9 protein-coding genes are annotated in these 24,654 nt (G+C 66.4%); all 9 read left to right on the plus strand.

Translation table 11 applies throughout. The features are described 5' to 3' along the window. Window positions 1-16 precede the first annotated feature (16 nt). The 9 genes from EBS_RS01365 to ccoS all read left to right on the plus strand — a co-directional run bounded on the left by EBS_RS01365 (window position 17) and on the right by ccoS (window position 24,395). Window positions 17-346, plus strand: a complete 330-nt coding sequence (locus EBS_RS01365; protein ID WP_081999755.1) for an LEPR-XLL domain-containing protein — start codon at window positions 17-19, stop codon at window positions 344-346. Continuing rightward, the gene (locus tag EBS_RS14455) at window positions 316-17,919 is read left to right on the plus strand and encodes a DUF4347 domain-containing protein (protein ID WP_231892890.1); all 17,604 of its coding nucleotides are present in this window, start codon (window positions 316-318) and stop codon (window positions 17,917-17,919) included. Before EBS_RS01365 ends, EBS_RS14455 begins: the two co-directional genes overlap by 31 nt. Window positions 17,920-17,926: 7 nt before the next feature. After that, window positions 17,927-18,160, plus strand: coding sequence for a hypothetical protein (locus tag EBS_RS01375; RefSeq protein ID WP_148307599.1), 234 nt, complete (start codon window positions 17,927-17,929; stop codon window positions 18,158-18,160). Window positions 18,161-18,244: 84 nt separating this feature from the next. Beyond that, window positions 18,245-18,577, plus strand: coding sequence for a DUF3467 domain-containing protein (locus EBS_RS01380; protein WP_043106964.1), 333 nt, complete (start codon window positions 18,245-18,247; stop codon window positions 18,575-18,577). A 47-nt stretch (window positions 18,578-18,624) separates the two neighbouring features. Then, the gene (locus EBS_RS01385; protein ID WP_052199182.1) at window positions 18,625-20,439 is read left to right on the plus strand and encodes an HlyD family efflux transporter periplasmic adaptor subunit; all 1,815 of its coding nucleotides are present in this window, start codon (window positions 18,625-18,627) and stop codon (window positions 20,437-20,439) included. Beyond that, window positions 20,436-20,963 carry a PqqD family protein gene (locus EBS_RS12625; RefSeq protein WP_148307600.1) on the plus strand — a complete coding sequence of 176 codons (528 nt, stop codon included), beginning with the start codon at window positions 20,436-20,438 and terminating at the stop codon, window positions 20,961-20,963. The genes EBS_RS01385 and EBS_RS12625 overlap by 4 nt, the downstream gene beginning before the upstream one ends. Beyond that, complete coding sequence (locus EBS_RS12630) at window positions 20,914-23,391, plus strand: preprotein translocase subunit SecA (protein WP_052199184.1); 2,478 nt, start codon at window positions 20,914-20,916, stop codon at window positions 23,389-23,391. The genes EBS_RS12625 and EBS_RS12630 overlap by 50 nt, the downstream gene beginning before the upstream one ends. Further along, window positions 23,388-24,119: an efflux RND transporter periplasmic adaptor subunit gene (locus tag EBS_RS01395; protein WP_052199185.1), complete on the plus strand. Its 732-nt coding sequence runs from the start codon at window positions 23,388-23,390 to the stop codon at window positions 24,117-24,119. The genes EBS_RS12630 and EBS_RS01395 overlap by 4 nt, the downstream gene beginning before the upstream one ends. Window positions 24,120-24,185: 66 nt before the next feature. Continuing rightward, the gene (gene ccoS / locus EBS_RS01400; RefSeq protein WP_043106965.1) at window positions 24,186-24,395 is read left to right on the plus strand and encodes a cbb3-type cytochrome oxidase assembly protein CcoS; all 210 of its coding nucleotides are present in this window, start codon (window positions 24,186-24,188) and stop codon (window positions 24,393-24,395) included. Window positions 24,396-24,654: the final 259 nt, after the last annotated feature.

A 24,654-nucleotide genomic window follows, 5' to 3' on the forward strand; every position in this document is an offset into this window, starting at 1 on the left:
AGGACACGGAGGCACGATGATCAGCAAGTGGCGAAAGCGATTGGTTGAAGGACTACGGCGGCGCTCCCTGGCTGCGCCGCCGCGTGCCGAGACACTGATCTTCGAACCCCTGGAACCGCGCATCCTGCTGTCGGCGGATCTGCCCCTGCCCGGGGCCACCGAGCTGTCCGAGGTGCCGGCCGAGACCCTGCTGCTCACCGACCAGGAGGTGGCTGCCCTGCAGGCGGACGAGGTGCTGCTCACAGACGATGCCCCCCGGCCCCCGAAGTGGCGCAGGCCCAGGCACAACCGGGCCTCGGACCGGCCGAACTGGCGTTGTTCGAAGCGCTGGAAGGCACTCACCTGATCATCGTCGATCCCTCGGTGAGCGGCGCCGAGGCGCTGGTCGCCCAGCTCGAGGCCCGCCTGCGGCAAGGGCCCGCCGGGGAGCCGGCCGCGGCCGCGCCGGCCCCGTCGCCCGTTGCCTCCGTGACACCGGAAGCCGAAACGTCACCGCAAGGTCCCGTGCCTGCTGCGCCCGACGAGACGCCACCCAGGGCGCCGGAGCCCTCGCTGGTGCTGCCCGGGGGCGAAGATGGTGCCGGCCAGGCGCCGCGGGTCGAGGTGGTCTGGCTCGATGCCGAACGAAACGGGGTGGAACAGGTGAGCGAGATCCTGTCCCGTCATCAGGATCTGGCCTCGGTGCATCTGCTGTCGCACGGTGCGGCGGGCCTGGTGCGCCTTGGCAACAGCCAGCTCGATCGCGAACGCCTGCAGCGCGAGCAGGCGCGCATCGCGCGCTGGGGTGCTGCCCTGCGACCGGGCGGTGATCTGCTGCTCTATGGCTGTGATGTCGCCGAAGGCCAGTCGGGCGTGGCCTTCGTGGACAGTCTGTTTCGGCTGGCCGGTGTGGACGTGGCGGCGTCCACCGACGCCACCGGTGATGTGGCCCGCGGGGGCGACTGGGATCTGGAATACGCGACCGGTCGGATCGAGGCACAGACCGGCAGCCTGAGCTATGCGGGCTTGCTGGGCGGCATCGCCGGCAATGTGCTCTATGTCGATGGCCGGGCCGAAGGAAACTTCCAGACGAGCCGTACGCTGGATCCAGTACGGAGCCTGGATCTGAGCACGCATACGGGGGATCTGGAGTTCCGTTTCCAGAAGGGTGGGTGGCTCAGCGTCGCCGGAAACGGCATCACCCTGAAGATGCAGCTTGCGGCCAATGCCGGCATCAAGGCCGGTACCGGCAACAATACCGTGCTGTTCTCCAAGGGCGCCTCGTTCACCGGCGCCCTCGATCTGCAGGGCAGTCAGAGCGCCAGACTGGGGTTCAGTTCCAATCTCGACAATCCCGATGGCCTGCTGGTCCGGGGCGAGACCCGACCGGTGCGCATCGACCCGGTCGGGACGGACCGGGGGCATTTCCGGGTGCGTGCCGGCAGCAACGATTTCGAGATCCTCAATCTCTATACGGCGCAGTCACTGGTGGGTGGGCGTGGTGCCGATACCCTGGTTGGGGCGGATCGCGCGCAGTATCGGGATGTTCTGCTCGGTGGGCGCGGCAGCGACCGTCTCTACGGGCAGGCGGGCGACGATACCCTGAAAGGCGGTGCCGGTGCCGACGAGGTGCATGGTGGCGCCGGCGTCGACCAGCTCTTCGGCGGTGGTGGCGACGACGTGCTGTTCGGCGATGCCGGCAACGACGCCCTCGATGGCGGAACGGGCAAGGACCACCTGTTGGGTGGTGACGGAGTCGATACCCTGCAGGGCGGAGGCGGCGCCGATGTGCTGCAGGGCGGTGCCGGCAACGACACCCTGATCGGCGGTGCCGGTGACGACAGTTATGCCTTCCTCGATGGCTGGGGGACGGATACCCTGATCGAGTCGTCGGGTAACGGTCGGGACGCGCTCGATTTCAGTGCCGTGAGCGGCGATATCTCGGTCCAGTTGTCCGCCACCCTGTCTGTCGACAGCAGTCTGACGACTCTGAGTGGTTCGCTTGCCACGGGCACCGATGTGGGGCTGAACGGTGCCCCGGCCGCCATGGCCTTCGATGATACCGATTTCGCCGACCGGCTGGTCGCCGCGGTCGATTTCGCCATGGCCGTGGGTGAACTGGAAGACACCACGCCGGATACCGTCCAACGGGTGCATCTGGATGCCATGGATCTGACCCCGGTGGAGACGGTGGGTACCCCGGAGGTGACACCGGTCAACGCCAGTCCCGTCGAGGTGGGTTATGCGGCGGGGCGCCTGGCACTGGCGATGCGTGACGGCAGTGCGCGCCTGACCGTGGACAGCTATCTGGATACCAGGCCCCCGCAGACAGGCATGATCGTGGTGCTCGCAGGTGTCGGCCCGGTCGGCTCCGCGCTCGATTTCGATCTGCGCATCGGTTCTGCGCGTGATGCGGTACGGGTACAGCTCGCCGCCCAGTCCGGCGTGAGCAAGACGACATGGCTGGCGAACATCGAGCAGACCATCGTCAATGCGCTCAACGGCACGCCACAGGCCCAGCCGCCGGCGGTTACCAAGGTCATCGACGTCAAGTATCTGAACGGCCGTCTGGCGTTCGGCCATGTCGAGGGCCGCGCGCTCACCCTGTGGTCCGGGCCGAATCTGAGCCAGCAGACCAGCGGGGGACTGGTGTTCCTGGATCAGCCCCTGCCGGCCGATGGCGCGGCGACGGTACCGTTGACGTTCAAGCTGCGCATCGGCGGCACCCTGGGCGAGCAGGTGACGGTGACCGTGCCTTCACAGACCTTCACCGGCAGTGATGGTGAACGCCGTGCGGCCTGGACCCGGGTCATCGCCGACGAGATCAATCGTGCACTGGCTGGCGTCGTTCCGAACGCCAGCGATACCGCTGTCGTCGACACCATCGACCAGGCGGCCGAAGACGCCTGGCTGGCCGCGCTGCAGGCGGCAGTCGATGCGACGTTCGGCGCCGACCGGGTCGATGTCGGTTATGCCGACGGGCATGTCACCTTCACCTCACTCACCGGCGAGGACATTGCCGTCTGGGACGATCCGGCGACGGCACCGACTACCACTCTGGTGAGTCATACCAACGCTTCGCGTCTCGCCGGCGTTCAGGCTGTCGAGCACCTGAAGCTGGGTCGCGGCGACAACACCATCAAGGTCGATCAGGCCTTCGTCGATCAGTATGCGGTCGACGGGCTGTTCAACAAGACCCTGAGCATCGAAAACCCGCTGGCGCCGAACGCGATTCCGGAGATGGTGCTGGACCTGAGCGGCGTGACGCGCGGCATGCACGTCACCGTCGAGTCGGGCGAGGGTCTTGGCAATCGCGTGACCGTGGCCTTCACCGATTCGTCCGGCACGCTCGGGAACCTGCTGGCCAAGAAGCTGGTGGTGACCAATGTGGGGCGCATCATCGGCGGGGCCGGTAACGACCTGTTCACCATCGAGGACGACGCCGTGGTGCATGGCGGTATCGACGGTGGGGCAGGCAGCAACACGCTGGAATACCGCTGGCAGGCCGGTGAGGCGATCAGCCTGATGGCGCATTCCCTGAAAGGCCTGCCCGCCGGCTTCGAGGGTTTCGCCAACCTCAAGGGTGGGGAACGGGGCGATCTGCTGGACGGCAATGCGGCAGACAACCGGCTGGACGGCAGCGGCGGAGACGATCAGCTGGTGGGCTGGGCCGGCAACGACGAGCTGGTCGGCAACGCGGGCAACGATGTGATGCGCGGCGGCGAGGGCAGCGACCGCCTGCGCGGTGGCAGCGGTCAGGACTACCTCGAAGGTGGTGCCGGCGACGATGTGATCGAGGGAGGACGCAACGACGACATCCTGGTCGGCGGGTCCGGCAACGATACGCTGAGTGGCGGCTGGGGACGTGACACCTACCGGTTCGAAGACGGTTGGGGACATGATGTCATCAAGGGCGAAAAGCTTGGCAGTCGGACCGACATCGTCGATCTGAGCGCGGTCACCGACGATCTTTCCTATTCGCTGGCTGCCGGGAAGATCGAACTGGGTACCGGAACCTTTACCCGTGATACGGGGTCGTTGCCGACCGGCAATTTCACCCGTGCGACCGGGACCTTCTCGGGTAACAACACGCTGCTGGTCGAAAAGGTCAATTTTCTGGCTCGTGGTTACAAGGTCCGGACGATCGAGACCGGTTCCGGCAACCAGAGGTTCTATTTCGGCAACGACTGGAAGCGCCTGGACATCGATACCAGCGCGATGAACGCGAACAGCACGCTGCTGCTCGATTTCAGCGCGGCCACGGTGCCGTTGCGCTTCGATTTCCGCGAGGACGGTTCGCTGGTGGTGAGCAAGATCAGCGGGCTCGACGCGATTGGGGACAGTGTACCGGGACTGTCGCCGACATCCATCACCATCGACCAGGTGGATGCCAACACCACCATCGTTACCGGGCGTTCGGAAAACGTGTACCGGGTCTACCAGGGGACGAGTTTCCAGGGCACGCTGGAACTGACCGGCGGCCTCCAGTATCGGCAGATTCCGCTCACCGAAAATGCCGTGCTTGCCGGCCTCTATGTGCAGCACACCCTGGACCTGTCACGCTACGGCGTGTTAACAGGTTCCACGCAGCTCAGTCTGGCGCCGCCGCTCACCTGGCCGGACACCGCGACCAACACTCAGAAAGCCTACGATGTGTTGGCCAGCGGCTTCACGCCGGGCAGCGTGGATATTCCCGGCATCGCCAATCTGGTCAAGGGCGAACGCCCGACCGATACGAACGGCATCATCACCGACGTCAAGTACGGTGCCGGCGCCAATTTCCTGCTGGGCGACGTGATGCCCAACACCTTCTCCAGTTCGCTCGGCCGGGTCAGCGCCAGCGTGATGTCCGGCCTGGTGGGGCCGGACACCTACAAGTTCAGCAATCTGTGGGGCCTGGCGGTGATCCCGGAGATGCCGGACGTGCAGGTGACGGTGAACGGACAGGCCTACACCGCGCCCGAGTCGCTGGATACCCTGGATTTCTCCTCCATGGTGGGAGACATCGAGGTCGATATCTACCAGTATTCCGCCGCCGAGGCCTTCGCCCTGATCACCGATGCCATCGGGGGTACCGACCTTGCGGGCAGCCTGTCCAGCTATTCCGGACCGGATATCGTGAGCAACTACGTGGTGGTGCGCGATACCACCCTGGCCAATGCCGCGACCAGCCTCGGCATTTCCTTGCCCGGCGGTTTTACTACCAGCGTGGTCCTGGCGATGGACATCGAGTCCATCATCGGTCCCTCGGCGGGGACCATGAAGGTCAACTTCCACGGTGATGCTTCGCTGAAAGGGACCTTGGAGGCGGGCTCCTTCGGCGACATCGTGCTCGACTACAGCGATTATGGAAAGAATCCCGATGGCACGCCCATAACGGCCGGGCAGGGGGGCGTGACGGTGAACCTGGACACGGGGCTGGATCTGCCAGGCCCTGCCGACCTGCTCGGTCTGTCCCTCCCCGTCCCTCCGGGGGACAGTCCGGCATTCGGTGTTCCCGGACTGGGCAGTCTCTCCGAGGCCTGGAACGAGTTCATGCTCGATCGCCATACCAACCGGGGGCAGGCGACCGGGGTGGAAGGCAACCGCCTGGGCGGTCTGACCACACTGATGGATCTTGCCGGGCCGCACGATCCGAGCAACGCCTTCCTGGCGAAGTTTGGCGTCAAGGGGGTGAGCAAGATCATCGGTTCGGCCTTCGACGACCAGATCACCGCGGACGATACCCGGGTGGTCCTGGTGGCTTCGGATGGAACGGACAGCTACACGGGGATAAAGCGTGAAGGACGCCCCGGAAGTGACGACGCGCTCGATCTGTCCGCCTTGCAGAAGGATGGGCTGCGCTTTCAGGCAAACGAGATTCAGGAAGTGCGGGCCGACCTGGGCAATTGGCACGGTGTGACCATCGATGTGACCGGTACCCTGTCGAAGCTGCGGTTGTCGGGTACGAGCGGCGTGGCGCCATCCGCGATCACCATCACGCGAGCGGCGAACAGTACGAGCATCGCCTATGGTGGCAAGACATTGTTGCTCGATGGCGCGCCGGCGGTGGAGATCGTTACCGACGGGGCCGTGCTCGATGCGGGGGCTTTTTCGCCCGATGCCCTGGTGAGTACCTCGGCGTTGCCGGCAGGTCTGGCATTGAGTGCCGTGTCCACGGGCGACATCGAGGCGGCGTTTGCGGCATTCGACGGTGTTTCGCTCGATGGGCAGACGCTCGCATGGGACGCCGTGGACCGGGTGCTGAAGGATGGCAGCGGCACGGTGTTGCTGCGTGCGGATGCGATCCGGGTCGATCTGCCCGATCTGGCCTTGGCCATGCAGTTGCCCGACGGCACCATCCGCATCGATTCCACGGCCGCCGGCCATGGTTGGGGCGCAGGCACCATGGATCTGGCCTCGGTGCTGCGCCAACAGATCGGGCTCAAGCTGTCGGTCGATATCAGCGGTAGTGCCACGCTGGCGGCCGGGGCTTCCCTGAGCCCTGCGGCTACGCTGACAACGAGTGACATCGATCCCACGGCACCCCTGATGGCGGGCGGCTGGCCGGCCGGTGCCCTGACCGATGTGGCGCAGGTACCGCAGGCGCTGATCGATGCCGCGCGGCAGGCCTGGGTAGGCACCTGGGTGGATGTCGTGGGGAATACCCGGGCCGGCGGCAAGCTGCAGTTGGCGGACATTCCGGTGCCCTCGCTGCGTCTGGTCGATCTGCCGGAAGGTGAGTTGGCACGTACCCTGGCCGATGGCACCGTCCTGCTCGATCCCACGGCCGCCGATCATGGTTGGTTCGTCGATTCGACGCCTGCGACCGCCAACGATCTGGCGGCTGGTCGTATCGACCTCTACAGCGTACTGGTACACGAGATCGGTCACGCACTCGGTCTTGGACACGATACCGGCTCGGGCAACGCCATGGATGTCGTATTGTCCACGGCGGCACGTCCCGCGGTACCTGGCAGCAGCCAGCAGCAGCCTGTCCAGGTGGTCAATCTGGACAGCTCCGATCAGAGCCGCCTGCGTGAAGGGTTCCAGCAGTTCCGTACCTGGATCGACGGGGTCGCGCAGCGTGTGGACGGTTTCCTGGCGAGCGACATCCCCTTCACCAATCTGCGCCTGGCGGATTTCCTGCCGGCCTCGGCGGCCGATCTGAATACCCGGGTGCAATCGCTGATCACCGATATCGAGAACTTGTTTGCCAACGGCAATAATGTGGACAGCCAGGCGATCGCCGGTATCGGGGGCGTGAGCATTGCGCCTGGCAGCAACGGCAAGGCCTTCACGGTGTCTCTCCCGGTGTCCACGGCGACGCAGACCCTGGGTATCGACCTGAGCAGTCTGTCGCTCGATTTCAATGCCGTTCCCGGCCTGGAGAATCTGCACTTCGGTGTCAACGGCAATGCCTCTGTCGATCTCGCGGCCGCCCTGCGCCTGGACTTCGGTTTCGGGCTGGACGAGAACAGCGGTGAGTTCTATGTCGATGCACCGGCAGTGATACTGGACCTCTCGCTGGCCAACCCCGATGTCAATCTTGGCGTATCGCTCGGTCCCGTCGGTCTGGCGATCCAGAATGGTGTGATCGATATCGGTACCGAGATGCGCTTTGGCACCGACAGCCGGCTCGACATGGCGGCCCTGCAATCGGGGGTATTGCCGCCCTCTGCCCTGTTGCCGGAGCTGGGCGGCAATACCTGGTTCAACGTCGATCTGCCCTTGGTGCTCGATACCGGGCTCGATGGCCTGCAGGCCAACGCCGCGGCCATCCGCGCCAGCCTGCCCGAAAACAATGGTCTGTCACGCATCGGCAGCATCGCGGACCTGTTCTCCAACGTGCAATTGAGCGCGCAAGGTCTGGAAGGGCTGTTCGATCTCAAGGGCCTGAGCGTACAGGACGTGGTGAATGGCCTGATCCAGGTGCTCGATGGCCTGATCGATCCGTCCAGCGCGGTGTACACCACCCTGCCGGGCATCGACCGCAGCCTGATGGATCTGCTCGGCGACGGCACCAGCGATTTCCTGACGGCCATCCGTGACCGACTGGTTGCCGTGCGTGACGGTGCGGGGACCACCCTGGTCAGTCTGGAAAACGAACTGAACCGGGTATTCAACGACTTCCTGGGCGCCGGGAGCGACCCGTTCTCCCTGACCTACCAGGATTCGAGCCTGGCGCTCGATTTCTCGTTCGAGAAGGTGCTGGCCGACAGCCAGTATGCCTTTGCGCTCGATCTCAACGACTACGCTTCGCAGATCCCTCTGCCACCCGGGGTGGGACTGAACGTCTCGCTGGGCGATGCCAATGGCAATATCGGTCTGGGGCTGCTGGCCACGGCGGCCATGGATATCGGGCTGTCCTGGGATCTCGGTGACCTGGCCGCGGCGCCGGTCCCCGAGATCGCCGGCGATTCCGGTGTGCGCTTCGATCTCGAAGCCGGCTTCCAGAATCCGGTCGATTTCCAGGTGGGGCTGGACCTCGGCAGTTTCGGCAGCGTGGACTTCCTGATCGCCAATGCCTCGGCGGACATCGACATGGCGGCCTCTTTCGGTCTCGACGGACTGGCAAGCCGCTATGCCCTGGGGGACATGTCGGCGCATCTCGACGGGTCTCTGGGCGGCATGGCGACGCTCGATCTGCCGATGTTCTTCCCCGACCCGGGAACGCCGCTGGGTTCGCAGGAAGACCAGAACGGCGACGGCATCCCCGACAACGTGCTGCATTTCGATGCCGGCTTCGATCTCGGGACGGGCATCGACTGGCAGGTGGTGGCCCCTGACATCGGTGACCTGTTCTCCCTGTCGGCCCTGCTCAACGATCCGGCGCGGGTGCTGAGTGGCCTGGAGGCCATGTTCGACACCCTCGAGAACGGCATGCTGGGACGCTTCGCCTCCCTGGACCTGCCGGTGGTGGGCGATGCCATCCAGGACGCGGGCAACTTCGTGTCCACCCTGCGTCAGTCCCTGCTCGGCGACAAGACCGGGGGGAGCTACCGGAACGGCCTGGGGCTGGATCTGCAACGCCTGGTGGTGGATGCGGACGGTCGGCCGCAGCGTGATGCCAACGGCGACCTGGTATATGCCGCCGTGACCGGCCCGCAGGACATTGACCTGATGGTCTCGCCCGAGGCCATCGGCTTCAACCTGCAGATCGGTGGCCAGGTGTTCTCGCCGCGCGTGGTGCCCTTCACCTTCGGCGGGGGCCTGCCCGGCCTGAACCTCTCTGCCGATGGCGGTCTCCAGGTCAGCATGGACTACGTGTTCGGTCTGGGCTTCGGTCTGTCGGCCACCGACGGGGTCTATCTGGATACCAGTGGCGCCACGGCCAGCGGGGCCGAGTTCGCGCTGAACCTTGCGGCGGAGTTGCTCCCCGGCACCACGCTGGAGGCCAACCTGGCCTTCCTGCGCGCCCAGCTCACGGACGTGGCGGATGCCGATGGCGGCAGTGGCCTGTTTGGCGAGTTCGAGGTCGATCTCACCGATGGCGATGGCAATGGTCGCTTCGGTCGGGGGGATACCCTGGGGCTGGAAGCGCGTATCGCCGCCTATGCCAATGCCGACATCCAGGCCACCCTGGACATGCCGGTCAGCGGCGGCCTGAGTTTCCCCAGTATCGAGACCACCATCCACTACGACCAGCAGTTCGTCGAGGCCACCTTCGGTCCCGGTGTCACCAGCATCGACCTCGGCGGTTCGCCTCAACTGGTGTTCGAGGACGTCACCCTCGATGCCGGCGGCTTCATCACCGGTTTCATGGGGCCGATCGTGGACAAGGTCGCCGAGATCCTCGGCCCGGTGCGCCCGGTGATCGAGATGCTGACCCGCGAGATCGGTTTCCTCAAGCAACTGGGTTCGCCGGCGACTTCGCTGCTCGACCTGGCCCGGCTGGTGCTGGGCAACAGCCGATATGGCGCGGCGGTCAAGTTCATCGATGCGGTCGTCAAGCTTGATGCCTTTGCTCAGGCCATACAGGATCTGCCGCCCGACGGGCTGTTCATCAATTTCGGCACCTTCGATATCGACACCGGCAATCCGGCAGCGCCGGCGGCCCCGCCAACGGCCAGGCCAGGCACCGAGGGCAGCCTGGACACCGCCAGCAGCACGCCCGGCGGTACTTCCACCAATTCGGCTGCGAAGAGCAAGGCCAGGAGTCTGCGCGACAACTTCCTCGTGGGCGACGGGGGCTTCAGCTTCCCGCTGCTGACCAATCCCGGCGATGTGGTCGGCCTGCTGCTGGGCAAGGATGTCGATCTGTTCATCTACGACATGCCGAAGCTGGTGCTCAGTTTCGACTATCGCCGTTCGTTCCCCATCTTCCCGGGCCTGAATGCGCGGATCGGTGGTGGCGTGAGTGCGACCGCCGACTTCGGATTCGACACCAGTGGCTTGCGCGCCTTCTTCGACAGCGGCTTCACCCGGCCCGATCTGATCTTCACCGGCTTCTTCGTCGATGACCAGGTGGTCGATGCGGCCGGCAACCGGGTGGCGAGCTATTCGCAGGGGCAGCTCGACAGTGGCCAGGTGACCGATCTCCCCGAGGTGACGATGACAGCTGGCATCGTCGCCGGGGCATCGGTCGGTATCAGCGGGCTGGTCGAGGCCGGGGTGGATGGCGGAATCAAGGCCAGAGTCGATTTCGATCTCAACGATCTGGCCAACCCGGGCACGGGGCGGGGCACCCTGGTCGAGGCGCAGTACGACAACAAGCTGCGGGTGGACGAGATCCTGACGCGGCTGGATCAGGATCCACTGTGCCTGTTTGAAATGCACGGTGCGGTGCGTGCCTTCCTCGAAGCCTTCTTCTGGGTGGGCCTGGATCTCGGATTCTTCGGCGAGGTCACCCTGTTCGAGGCACGCAAGCGCTTTGTCGACGAGGTGCTGGCGGATTTCGATCACGACTGCCCCGACCCGGCGGCCGACATCGCTCAGCTCGATGCCAACGGAACCCTCACCCTGGAATACCGCCCGGATACCTCGGTGACCGGCGAACGGATAGGCGAGCGTCCGGTGCGCTATATGGTGGATGTGGCGCATGTCGACAATCCGGCGTCCGGACCGCCGCGCGATGTGCTGCGGGTGACTTCACGCGGGGTGAGCGAGGATTTCGAACTCGGGCAGGTGAAGCGCATCGTCACCGGGGGCACCGCTCACGACGACGAATTCGTGATCGGCAAGGACGTGACCGCCGATCTGGATCTGTCCACCGGGGACGGCGACGATATCGTGCGCGTACTCGCCGCCACCGCGGGCCAGCGACGCATTGTGCGGGGTGGGGCCGGCAACGACACCATCGAGACGGCCGATGGGGCCGACAGCGTCTACGGTGGTGCGGGTGACGACATTCTCATGACCGGCGGTGGCGACGACAGCATCTGGGGTGACGCCGGTCTGGACCAGATCGAGGCCGGTGCCGGCAACGATGTCGTCCACGGTGGCGACGGGCGCGATTTCATCCTGGCCGGCGAGGGGGGCGACCTGGTATGGGGTGATGCCGGCAAGGACCGGCTCGAAGGCGGTGTCGGCAACGACGAGCTGCACGGTGGTGCGGCCGCTGATGTGCTGCTGGGGCAGGATGGAGACGACCGCTTGTTCGGTGATGCCGATTCCGACACCCTCACCGGTGGTGCCGGGCGTGACCGGGTCGATGGCGGTCTGGACAGCGACACCATCCACTGGTACGTCGGTGACGGCAGCGATCTCGCGGTGGCGGGCGGTACCGGCACGCAGAACGGAAACACCGAGGAGCAGGATACCTTCAAGGCGCATGCCCGGGTGGCACGCGAGGCCGACGATGTGCGGCTGTCCGCCGTTGGCGCCGATGTGAAGGTGGACTTCAACCGGGCGTCCTTCGTGCTGCAGGGAGTTGAGCATCTCTCCTTCGATCTCGGCGAAGGTGCCGACCGGATGAGCAGCGGCGATCTGTCGGCGACCACGGTCACTCGCGCCGATGTCGATTTCGGTACCGGCGAGATACTGGACACGGTGGCGATCGTCGAGGACGGTGTGTACGAGGACTGGTCGCAACGGGATGCCAATGGCCTGCCCACGGCCATCGCGGTGTCCACCCCGCGGGTGTTCCGCGTTACCGATCCCTACGATGCGGCCAGCAACCAGCAGCCCGACATCCGCTTCTATCGCCAGGTCGCTGCGGACGGATCAGACGGTCCCGATGTGGCCTATGACATCCTCGCCGATGGCAGCCTGGACCTGGTGACGGTGACGCACCCGATCCTGGGGCAGGTGCTGGTGCAGCGGCGCGACGGTGTGGCTCCCACCGATTTCACCGCCTACAACCTCGAGGCCTTCGAGACCCGTACCGAGCAGCGCAGTCATCGTTCGCGGGCGCAGGCCCATGACGCAACGGGCAATCCTCTCATCGATGCCCAGGGCAACCCGGTGTACGACGAGTTCATCACACCCGTCTATGGCCTGGATTCGCAGCAGGATCTCCTGCAGCTGTTCGGCGGCGCCGGAGCCGATGATTTCCGCGTCTCCACGGGCAATGGCGTCGTGATCGTCAGCCAGGCCGGCGGCGTGTCCTGGGCTGTCAGCAACAGCAACGTCCTGCACGACGAGCTGGAGATCGATGGTCAGGGTGGCGACGATCGCCTCGACGCCTCGCTGATGGCCGAACACCTGCTGACACGCACCGTGCTGCGCGGTGGGGATGGCGCTGACCGTTTGATCGGTTCCGACTATCTCGATCATCTCGATGGTGGGGCGGGCGACGACCGGGTCACCGGCGGCAAGGGGGTCGATACCTTCGCCAACACCGGCGGCGGCTACGACACCCTGGTCGAGACCCGGGATGCGGACTTCGAACTGAGTGATACCCGGTTCGTGGTTCATGAGCTGGCAGCCGGGGTCAATGTCGGTACGGCAACCGATCCACGGATACAGCGGACCCGCCTGCTGACCGAGTCCGAGGATGTGACCGGGGTGTTCTCACAGTTCATTCTTTCGGCTGTCGATACGGTGGGACAGAACGGGCTGGCCGCGGGCACCGCCAGCGTCAACCAGTTCTACGTGCATGATTTCACGTCCGACTCGGCCATTCTCGATGGTGGGGATGCCGGTGATGTCTACGATATCCAGCTTTCCAGTACCGCCAGTGGCGAATTCAGTTCCCTGGTGGACATTCGCGACCGGGGAACAAACGGTCTGGACGGCCTGCTGGTGCGTGGCAGCAACGAGAACGATGTCTTCCATTTCGACAAGGACATCGTCGAGCGCATCACCCCGCGTCCGGGTGACCAGGGTGCGAATTCCATATTCGCTCCGGTGGCCGATTACAGTACCGAGATCATCGTGCGCGACACCAGCCTGGGCAATGTCTCCCGGCAGACGGTCAACTACCTGACGACCGAGTTGTTTACCACCCATGGCCGGGGAGGGGACGACCTGTTCCTGGTCGATGATTCATCGACCGAGCTGCAGGTGTATGGCGACGCCGGTGACGACCGCTTCTTCATCGGCAACGTCCTCGAGACCCAGCAGATCAACGACCCGCGCTACGGTCTGGTGACGGCGGTCAAGCGCATCACCAACGGCGTGAGCTTCCCGTCGCGTTTCTACGGCGGCACCGGTGACGACTATTTCGAGGTCAATCACAACATCGCCGAGATCTTCCTCTATGGCCAGGAAGACGATGAGCTGTTCTACATCAAGGCGCTGCTCACCACGCCGGCGCTGAATCCCGATGGCCTGTCCCCCGATGACGATATCAATGTCGCCAATGACGGCGAGGGTGCGGATACGCTGGTCTATGTAAAGAATGCACCCATCAACATCTTCGGGGGCTCGGGCTTCGATACCCTGGTGGTGGTCGGCACCGAGATCGACGACACCTTCTATGTCTTCACCGAAATGGTCAATGGCCGGGAGGTGCAAAGGGTCTATGGCGCGGGGCTGAACATTCCCACCATCGAGGGCATCGAGCGTCTGCGCCTGATCACCGGCGGTGGCGACGACACCGTGTATTTCTACGGTTCGCTGGAGGGACAGGAGATCATCGTCGACACCGGGGCAGGCAACGACACCATCCATGTGGGTGGGCCGGCGCGTGACTTCGAGGTCGAGATCCCGGCGTCGCAGCGCACCCAGATCAAGCGGGTGCCCCAGCCTCCCATCGTGACCTACCAGAACATCCTGGTGCGTCCCGCCTACACCTGGTGGGAGGTACGTTATGCCTGGTACGGGACCGGCCTCTTTGGCGCCTATCTGTTCCCCTACTGGGTGCGGCACGACGAGCCCCCGATCTACCTGAATGTCCCTGTCGTCACGCCGCAGCCCGACCTCGAGGTGCCGGTGGTCATCACCCAGCCGGCCTCGGTGGTGCCCATCCACATGCCGGCGAGCCGGGATCTCTCCGGCATCAAGGGGTCTGTGATCTTTACCGATGGCAACAGCGAGGACGGCCAGGACCGGCTCATCGTGGACAACAGCGATGGCGCGCCGGCGGCAGATGAAGGCCTCTACCGCCAGGAGGTGCGCACCCTCAAGGTGTCCACTGATACCGCCGTGCTGGCCGGGATCCTGCCTGCCTGGATGGGAGTGGCCGATGTCGACAAGGCCCTGAAGGGACTGATCCGTCAGCGCAGTGCCATCATCGAGCCCGATCTGGCCGATGCCCTGGCCGCCGGCCAGGTGCGTACCGTGGTGATCCCCAAGGGGTATCGCCTGGGGACGCGGGCCCCGGGCGCAGATACCAGCGACGTCGATCTCTCGCAGGCCGAGGTCAAGGTGGATCCCGATACCGGTGATGTATTGATCTATGCCACCCGGGACATCGCGCTCGGTCTGCCCGCCGGTTATGTCACCAGCGTCAAGATCAAGCAGTCGCGTATCTACGATGCCATCGGCAAGCTGGGTTCTGCCCATGGCCTGCTGTATGCCGGTTTCAGCGACATCGAGGTGCAGTTGGCGCAGCGTGGCGGCAACGATTTCACCGTACGGCAGACGGCGAACAAGGCGGTGACCCATGTCTATGGCAACGGCGGGGGCGACCGTTTCACGGTGAAGGCCACGACCGGTCCCCTGCATCTGCATGGCGATACCAGTACCGATTATTACGAGACCCTGGCGGGCCTCCTGCCGCAAGTCGGACGTCTGCTCAACCTGGTCGATACCAATGGCAATCCCGTGGACTTCGATCCGTCGGACCCGGTGCACGTCACCGCCCTGCTCCAGCGGCTCGAGACCGAACAGGGGCTGGGCCTGGATGTCGCCAGCCTGCGCCAGGAGCCGACGCTGGATGCCGAGGTGTTCAACGAGCACATCATGGCCCAGGTCCGTTTCCTGCGGAACCGTCTGGGCGATGCCGGGGCCTGGATCTCGGAACTGACACTGGTCGGCGACTGGCTCGGCCTGGGGCGTGATTTCGACACCCAGTCGGTGAGTGACCGCCATGCCCTGATCGACCGCTTCAACCAGCGGGTCGCCGATCCGGCGGAGCGTATCCCGGTGTATCCGCCGGACGACCAGCTCGATACCTGGCTGACCGGCAAGAACGACCTGATCTGGGAGATGCTCAAGGCCGACTACAACCCGTTGCAGGGCAACGAGCATTACCGCGACTGGGCGGCCGATGTGCGCATCGTGCTGGGCCTGAATCACGACTTCGATCCAACCAGCACCCCGGATCTGCTGGCACTGATCGCCATGCTCAACGACAAGTACGTGCTGGGCATCAATCCCGACCAGGCGCAGCAGCGGTTGTTCTTCGGGCGTACCGGCACTCAGTACGCCGGTCAGCGATTCACCATCGAGGACGTCCAGCCCGAGATCTGGCGCCTGCTGGTGGCCAACGGCCTGGCCTCGGCGCCTGCGGGCGACGACACCTTCGTCATCGCCAATGACCTCCAGCAGGTGGATGAGGTCGCAGGCCCCCTGTTCCTGTATGGGCAGGCTGGCAACGATACCGCCCTGGTCGATGATCGGGGCAATGCCGTCGAGAGCGAGGCCATCCTGAGGCAGTCGCAGCTCACTGGTCTCGGCATGCTCAACGGCATCACGTTCTCCGGCCTGGTGGGCATGGAGATCCACACCGGCAGTGCACGAGACCAGTTCAATGTGCAGGGCGTGCTGCCCGATACCCGGCTCTACCTGCACGGTGGCGACGACCGGGTCTATGTGTCCTCGCAGGCGGCGCAGGGCATCGGTGTGGACACCGATTTCCTGCGCGGTGACCTGGATGCCGTCGCGGGCAATCTCGATATCGATTTCGGTGCCGGCCGTCACAAGCTGATGGTCAGCGACGAGGCCACCACAGTGAGCGATACCGGGGCGGTGATCGCCAGCGACCGCATCACCGGCCTGTCGCAGGGAGAGATCCGTTACATCGGCGCGGGCAACCTGGCCGATGGGGTCTGGATCTGGACCTCGCAGGGGGCGGATCGGGTCGAAGTGCGTTCCACGCGCCGCGATGCCGGCGTGAACACGCTCACCAGCGTCAATACCGGTGGTGGCGACGATCAGGTCGTTACTGCATTGCAGGCCGGCGGTGACGGCGCACTGGCCGTACATCTCGGTGCCGGCAATGGCCGTTTCGACGGTCAGGGTGCCACCCGCGACCTGTGGGTGTTCGGCAGTCTGGGCGACGACGAACTGCTGGGTGGCTCGGGTGACGATGCCCTGTTCGGCGACGACGGCCGCATCCTGTTCGGCGGCCCGGTGACCGCCACCCTCGGCAATGGCGGTCCGGGGGACTTCACCGATGGCATCCTCGGCCTGCCGAGACAGTACCTTGGGATCACCACGGTTGCCGGCGGTACGGATACCGTGCTCGGCGGGGAGGGCAATGACGTCCTCTTCGGCGGTGCGGGTGCGGATGTCCTGCGTGGTGCACAGGGCGACGACCGCCTGTTCGGCGATTTCGGTGAGCGGTCGCTGGATGCCACGGGTGGCGAGCAAAACCGCAATCTCGCCGGCCAGGGCGCCGGAGACGATCTCCTGTTCGGTGATGCCGGCAACGACGTGCTGTTTGGCGGCGCGGGCGGTGATCATCTGAGCAGTGGAGAGGGCGATGATCGCCTGTTCGGTGATTTCGGCCGGTGGTCGCTGGATGCCACGGGTGGCGAGCAGGCTCGTAATCTCACCGGCCAGGGCGCCGGAGACGACCAGCTTTCTGGCGATGCCGGCAACGACGTGCTGTTTGGCGGCGCGGGCGGTGATCGTCTGAGCGGTGGAGACGATGATGATCGCCTGTTCGGCGATTTCGGCCAGTGGTCGCTTCAGGGCGGTGTGGAGACGGCAGGCACCGTGATGGGGACCGGAGGTGCTGCCGATGTATTGTCGGGCAACGCCGGCAACGATGTGCTGTTCGGCGGCGCCGGTGGCGATCGTCTGGATGGCGGTGCCGGCAGTGACAGCCTGGTGGGTGACTACGGGCTCTGGCAACGACGTGGCGCGTGGAGCCAGGTGCAGGCCGACCCGGTGTTTTCCGGGGGCAACGACACCCTGACCGGCGGCGCCGGCAACGACTTCCTGCTGGGTGGTCATGGCAGCGACATCTTCGTGGGCAGCCTGCGAGAGGACGTGATGCTCGGCGAATTCGGCCGGCTCACCCTGCAAGGCGGCGATGTACGCACCGTGATCTCCCTGGCCGGTGACCAGCGTGATGTCGCGGGCCTCACCCAGGACCAGTTGTATACCTGGCTGCCGCCATTGTCGCTGCTGGCACCGGTGAGCAGCGTGGCGGCCTCCCGGTTCGATGCGGATACGGCACCGCGCGCCGGTGAACAGGCGCGAAACGAAACCCTGCATGCCGTGCCCGCGCCGCCTGCCGGTCAGGTGGTCGAGCACGGGCTCGATGCCCTGGAGCCGACGGATCTCGGCAGGGATCCTGCGGCATGCGGCATGGGTGGCCCCGGCCCCGGCCGAGGCCGTGTGTCGCCCGAGCGAGGTGCCGCCCGATGCCTTGCCGCCCGGCGAGGTGGTCCTGCCGTCCTGTGATCTGGAGGTGGCCCCTTCGACGGAATCCGCCCCTGCCGAGGGCGAAGCGCCGGCCGAAGAGGCGGCGGTGCCCGACGAGACCCTCCAGGCACTGGGGGCGCTCGGTGCACTGGCCGGGCTCGGCGGGACCGTCCGCCCGTCCGCCGGGGGAGGGGGAGACTGGGGAAGCCGCGCCGGGCACCTCCTGCAGCGCCTGCAGGACGGCCGGTTGCGGCGCTGGCAGGCCGGCCGCTGGCACTGAGGCTGGCAATTCCCCGTCGAACCCGTATTCTCGCCCGGGGGACTTCCGGATTCATCCACATCAACCATCGAGGACAGCGTGACCATGGCGGAGCAAACGAGCCCGACAGGCGAAAAGACCGAAGAAGCACCCAAGCAGCCCCGGGTCGTCTGGGACGATCGGCAGATGCGCACGACCTATGCCAATGTGTGCAACGTGTCGAGCACGCGTGAGGAAGTGACCCTGCTGTTCGGCACCAACCAGACCTGGCACACCGGCCAGCAGCAGGTCACCATTCGCCTGAGCGACCGCGTCATTCTCAATCCCTATGCGGCCAAGCGGCTCTCGCTGTTGCTTCAGCGGGTGGTGGAAGACTACGAGTCCCGTTTCGGGACGCTCGAGGTCGGTCAGGGCGATGTTGGCGCCGAGACGCACTGAGACCGCAGTTCGAGCCCTTGACTGCTGTGCGGTGATGTCGCCCGGCCATGACTGAATCGTCGTCGGCGTCGCTCGAGAGCGGCCGCACGCAGACGACGACGGCCACCCCGACCGACCTCCAGGCCTGGCTGGAGCGTGAGTGCGCCGTACTCGGCCGGGTCGAGCGTGCCCTGCTGATTCATCGTGAGCCCGACGGCGAGTGGCAGCCGGAGGCCATGCTGCCGCTGGAGGCGGCGACCGCGGAGGCGGCCACGCCCCTGCTGGCGCTGGCGGACAAGGCAGTGGCCGAACGCTGCCCGCTGGCCGATCCGTATGACGGACTGCTGGCGTTCCCCCTGCACCTGCCGAACGACGAGCACTGGGTCTTCTGCTGCCGTCACGGCGAACGCGACGAGCGCCGGCTCACCGCCATGCTGGGGCGCCTGCAGCTGTCGATCCACGAGGTCGGCACCCTGCGCCTGCGCGCCCGTCTGCAGGCCCTGCAACAGGGCAGCGAACGTCTGCTCGCGGCCCATCGCCTGCTGGCGGTCGTGGTGGAGCAGGGCGACTATGCGGCCGCCACCCAGGCCCTGGTCAACGAACTGGCCACGGTGCTGAATGCCGATCGCGTCAGCCTCGGCCGTGTCGAGGCCGACCGTGTCGCGGTGGTCGCCATCTCCGGGACTGCCGATTTCCGTCGCCACCAGGACCAGGTCGAACAGCTTCGCCTGGCCATGCAGGAGGCCTACGAGCAGGGGCGTACCCTGGTCACTCCCGCGGACGACGCGGACGCGGCCGGTGCCCTGCGGCGCGAACAGGGGGCCCTGATCGAACAGGTCGGCGGCATCCAGGTACTGACCCTGCCGTTGCAGGTGGCCGGGCAGACGTCCGAGGTGATCTGTATCGAGCGCCCTCGCGACCCACCGCTGCAGGCCGCCGAGATCACCTTTGCCGAGGCAGCCTGTGCCCTGGCCGCGCCGGTACTGCGTGACAAGGCGCGAGGCTCGCGCGCGTTGCCGGCCATCGTGCGCGAACGCGCCTGGCAACAGTTGCAGCGCCTGCTGGGACGGGGCTATCCCGGCCGCAAGCTGCTGTTGCTCGGGTTGCTGGCGCTGGTCGCGGTGCTGGTGCTGGTGCGGCTTCCCTTCCGGGTGAGTGCCGACGCCCGTCTCGAAGGGGCGGTGCAACGCAGCCTGGTGGCGCCATTCGACGGCTACATGGAAGCGGCACCCCTGCGTGCCGGCGACCGGGTGCGCAAGGGGCAGGTGATCGCACGGCTGGACGATGCCGACCTGCAGCTCGAGGCCCTGCGCTGGCAGAGTCGTCTGGCGCAGCTCGAACGCCAGATCCAGGCGGCGAGGGCCCGGGGAGAGCGCAATGAGCTGGGTCGCCTCGAGGCCGAGCGCGACGAGGCGAAGGCCGAACTCGCACTGGCCCGGACGCGGCTGGAGCGCACCCGCCTGCGCGCGCCCTTTGATGCGGTCATCGTCGAGGGCGATCTCAGTCAGCGCCTGGGCGGCGCGGTGAAGCAGGGTGAGCCGTTGTTCCTGCTGGCGCCGCTCGATCGTTATCGCGTGGTGTTGCAGGTGCCCGAATCGGAACTGGCGCTGGTGCACCCGGGGCGGCAGGGGGAGCTGGTGTTCGATGCCTTTCCCGAGCGCAGGATGTCGTTGACCGTCGAACGGATCACCAGCGAGTCCAGTACCGAGGACGGGGTCAACCGCTTTCGTGTCGAGGCGGTACTGGACGGTGACATGGGTAACCTGCAACCGGGCCTGGAGGGTGTGGCGCGCATCGAGGCCGAAGAACTTCCGCTGTGGCAGGCCCTGGCCCGCCGCCCCTTGCGCTGGCTGCGGCTCTGGTTGTGGCGCTGGCTGCCATGAGCGGACAGCTGTTTTCCCCGGTGTGGTACCGCGTGGCCGATCTGCGACCGCGCCTGCGGCGGCACGTGGCGCTGTCCCGCCACCGCTATCGCGGGCAGCGCTGGTACCTGTTGAGCGACCCGGTCAGCGGACGTGATTTCCGCATCAACGAAGCGGGCTGGGCACTGGTCGGACGTTTCGATGGTCGGCGCACCCTGCAGCGGCTCTGGCAGGAGGTCTGTGAACGGCTGGGCGACGCCGCGCCCACCCAGGACGAGGTGATCCGCCTGCTGGGACGTCTGCACCAGGCCGACCTGGTGCAGATGCCCCCCCCCGCAACTGCCCGAACTGCAGCGGCGCAAGGGGCGGCAGCGACGCGCCCGCTGGCTCCAGTACCTGCGTTCCCCGCTGTCGATCAAGATCCCCCTGTGGGACCCCGACGCCTTCCTCTCGCGCACCCTGCCGCTGGTCGCCCTCCTGTTCAGCCGCCGGGGCTTGCTCGGCTGGGTGTTGCTGGTCGGCAGCGCAGCGGTGCTCGGCGCTGAACATTTCGACACCTTGCGCGAGGGTTGGCAGGACCGCCTGTTCAGCCTCCAGGGCATCGTGATGCTCACCCTGCTCTACCCGCTGGTCAAGGCTCTGCACGAACTGGCACACGGTTGGGCGGTCAAGCGCTGGGGAGGCGAGGTGCACGAGATGGGGGTGATGCTGCTGGTGTTCCTGCCCGTGCCCTATGTCGATGCCTCGGCATCGACCCGCTTCGAGTCACCGGCGCAACGCATGATGGTAGCGGCGGCCGGGGTGCTCACCGAGCTGGGCATTGCCGCCCTGGCGATGTGGTTCTGGGTCTATGCCGAGCCCGGTCTGGCGAGGGCGCTGGCCTGGCAGACGATGCTGATCGGCACCGTCTCCAGCCTGCTGGTCAACGGCAATCCCCTGCTCAAGTTCGATGCCTATTACGTGCTGGCCGATGCCCTGCAGATCCCCAATCTGGCGAAACGCGCCAATGCGCACATCGGCTGGCTGGCGCGCCGTTACCTGCTGGGCGACCGCGAGGCCGAACCGGCCGTGCAGGCCCCGGGTGAGGCCCCCTGGCTGACCGCCTACGCCGTGCTCTCCTTCGTGTACCGGACCCTGCTGGTGGCCGGCATCCTGCTGTTCGTCTCCGGGCGCTTCTTCGCCGTGGGTATCGTGCTTGCGGCCTGGGCACTGGCCGGCAGCCTGCTGATCCCGCTGATCGGTCGCTTCTGGCGGCTGACCCGCACCCTGTCGCTGCGTCGTCGACGCCTGCGCGGCTATGGCCTGATGCTGGGCGGGCTGATGCTCGCCTGGGCCGCTGTCGCCTGGCTGCCCCTGCCACACAACCTGCTGGTGCAGGGGGTGGTCTGGGTGCCCGAGAATGCCCGCCTGCGGGTCGCCGAGGCCCGGCTGGCCGGGTCGCGTGCCCGCCTGGAGGCCGCAACGGGTGACCGGGTCGAACGCGAATTGGCGCAACAGGCGCTGGCCTTTGCCCGGGGAGAGGCCGAGCGCCTGCGCGAACGGGTCGCGGCCCTGCTGCTGCGTGCCCACCGCGAAGGCGAACTGGCCCTGCCGCGGGCCGCCGATCTGCCGGGGCGCTTGCTGGCCCGGGGCGAGGCGGTCGGCTGGCTGCTGGCGCCGGGTGAACGGGTGGTGCGCGCCTTTCTCGATCAGGCCGCCTGGGACCAGCTGCAACAAGCGGGCTACGAAGTCACGGCGCGGCGCGCCAGCCGCCTGGCGCAGGAACTCCCGGCCCGGGTCGTGCGCCTGATCCCGGGTGCCACCCGCGAGCTGCCCAGTCGGGTGCTGGGGGTATCGGGCGGCGGCCCCTGGCCGGAGGTGCCGCAGCAGCCGACGAACGAATCGCCGGAGCCCCCTCTGCCACAGGCCCTGCGCCCCGGTTTCATCATGGACCTGCGCCTGCCGGGGAGTCGGCTGGAATGGCCGGAAGAACGCATCTACCTGCGCTTCGCGCTGCCGACCGAACCCCTGCTGCCGCGCCTGCAGGCGCTCACGGCCCTGCATCGTCTGCGCCCGGACCGCGACTACCTGGTACAGGACGACAAGGTACAGATCATCGATCCGCATACCGGTCGGGTGCTGCCCGACCGCCAATGGTCCCAGGGCCTGCAACAACTGGTGGAGATCAAGGAGGGACTGGAGCCCAGTCGGGCGAACCGTACCCTGGCGAAGATCAGTTATCAGCGTTTCTTCCGCCGCTACCACCATCTCTGTGGCCTCAGCGGGACCGCGCGCGAGGTGGCCACCGAGCTGTGGCGGGTGTATGGGCTGGCCGTTGCCAGGGTGCCCACGCACCGGCCGGTACAGCGACGCCGGCTGCCGCCGCGGGTCTTCGCCCGCAGCGAGGCGCGCTGGGATGCGGTGGTCGCCCGCCTGGAGGAATGGCATGCGCAGGACAAGGCCGTGCTGGTGGGGTGCGACAGTGTGGCGGCCTCCGAGACCCTGTCGCGTCGGCTCGCCGAGCGTGGCTTGCCGCATCGCGTGCTGAATGCGCGCCAGTCGCGCGAGGAGGCCGAACTCGTGGCCCGGGCCGGGCAGCCGGGGAGCATCACCGTCACCACGCAGATGGCCGGACGCGGTACCGATATTCGCATTGCCGGGTCCGTGCGCGAGAACGGCGGCTTGCACGTGCTCCTCAGCGCCTGCCAGGGGGCACGGCGCATCGATCGCCAGCTCGAGGGGCGATGCGCGCGCCAGGGTGATCCGGGCACGGTACAGTATCTGCTGAGCTGGGAAGACGCGCTGGTGCGCCAGTGGCGGCCGCGCTGGCTGGCGCTGCGTCCCGGGGGGCGTCCCGGGGGGCGTCCCGGCCTGCTGCTGATGCGCTGGCTGCAGTGGCGCGCCGAGCGTGCGGCGGCCCGTCAGCGCGACTGGGTGCAACGACAGGACGAACAGGAGGAAGAACTGATGGCCTATGCCGGAGCGAGCGAATGAAGGCCGGGATCGGCAGCCTGGTGGCTGGTCTGTTGATGACGACGGTTGCGCTGGCCGGGGATCTCGGCGAGACCCGTTTCGATTGCCTGCTCGAGCCGAACGCCCAGGTCGACCTCGGTGGCGGTTCTCCGGGCGTGGTCAGCGAGGTGCGGGTCGAGCGTGGCCAGCGTATCCGCAAGGGGCAGGTGCTGGTGCGCCTCAATGACGGCCTGGAACGCACCGCCCTGGCACGCGCCAAGGCACGGATTGCGCGCGGCCAGCGACGTCTCGAGCGCAACCAGGCGCTCTACGAGATGAAGATGCTCTTGCCCGAGGAACGCGACGACATCGAGATGGATATCCGTTCCGCCGAGGCCGATGCCGCCGAAGCGCGCGAGCGTCTGCGCCTGCGGGTGCTGAAGAGCCCGATCGACGGGGTGGTGGTGGAGCGCAGCATCGACCCGGGCGAACTGTTGGGCAGTGACCCTGTGCTGCGACTGGCCAGCCTGGATCCTCTGCATGTCGAGGTGATCCTGCCTGCCCGGTACTTCGGGCAGGTGAGCGCGGGCCAGCAGGCCAGCGTCTATCCGGCCGAACCACTGGGGGGCGAATACCCGGCCAGGGTGGCCATCGTGGACCCGGTGGTCGACCCGGGCAGCGGCACCTTCCGGGTACGCCTGTTGCTGGACAATCTCGGCAACCGCATCCCGGCGGGCCTGCGTTGCCAGGTGCGTTTCGGAAAATCGTGAAGGGGGCGCTTTCCCCCTCCGTCCATATGAAGTATATTAGCGACAAGCGAAATACATGAGCCGCCGATGGAAATACTCTTCCTTCTGATTCCGCTGGCAATTGGCCTGATGGCGGTGGCTGTCGTGTTTTTCCTGTGGACCGTGAAGAGCGGTCAGTACGACGATCTCGAAGGACCGGCGCATCGCATCCTGATGGACGACGATGACCCCTTGATCCCCGGCAACCGGCGTGCCGCTGCGAGGGAACGGGGCAAGGCCGGCGATTCCGAAGACTGAGGTCGTGGTGCGGGTCGCCGTACGCGGATGAATCGACTGTCTCTCATGACGGAGTAGTAGCCATGTTCAGTTTCGAAAACTTCCCCATGACCATCGTCGTGACCCTGATCGTGGTCGCCTGGCTGAGTTTCTTCTCGGTAGTTTTCTCCGGCTGACAGCCGGGCTCCGCCCCCCGGACAGGGTCGCAGACCCTGTCCGGGGGGCGCCGGCTCCGTCGGCCCCCACAAAAAACCCCCGCGGATAGCGGGGGTTTTTTGTG

The organism is endosymbiont of unidentified scaly snail isolate Monju, from assembly GCF_000801295.1.
GTDB lineage: Bacteria > Pseudomonadota > Gammaproteobacteria > Chromatiales > Chromatiaceae > MONJU.

What these genes read in the sequence shown, in the direction of transcription:
- EBS_RS01365 (WP_081999755.1), top strand. Translation starts at nt 17, where the DNA reads ATGATCAGCAAGTGGCGAAAGCGATTGGTTGAAGGACTACGGCGGCGC.
- EBS_RS01380 (WP_043106964.1), top strand. Translation starts at nt 18,245, where the DNA reads ATGGCGGAGCAAACGAGCCCGACAGGCGAAAAGACCGAAGAAGCACCC.
- EBS_RS01385 (WP_052199182.1), top strand. Translation starts at nt 18,625, where the DNA reads ATGACTGAATCGTCGTCGGCGTCGCTCGAGAGCGGCCGCACGCAGACG.
- EBS_RS12625 (WP_148307600.1), top strand. Translation starts at nt 20,436, where the DNA reads ATGAGCGGACAGCTGTTTTCCCCGGTGTGGTACCGCGTGGCCGATCTG.
- EBS_RS01395 (WP_052199185.1), top strand. Translation starts at nt 23,388, where the DNA reads ATGAAGGCCGGGATCGGCAGCCTGGTGGCTGGTCTGTTGATGACGACG.
- ccoS (WP_043106965.1), top strand. Translation starts at nt 24,186, where the DNA reads ATGGAAATACTCTTCCTTCTGATTCCGCTGGCAATTGGCCTGATGGCG.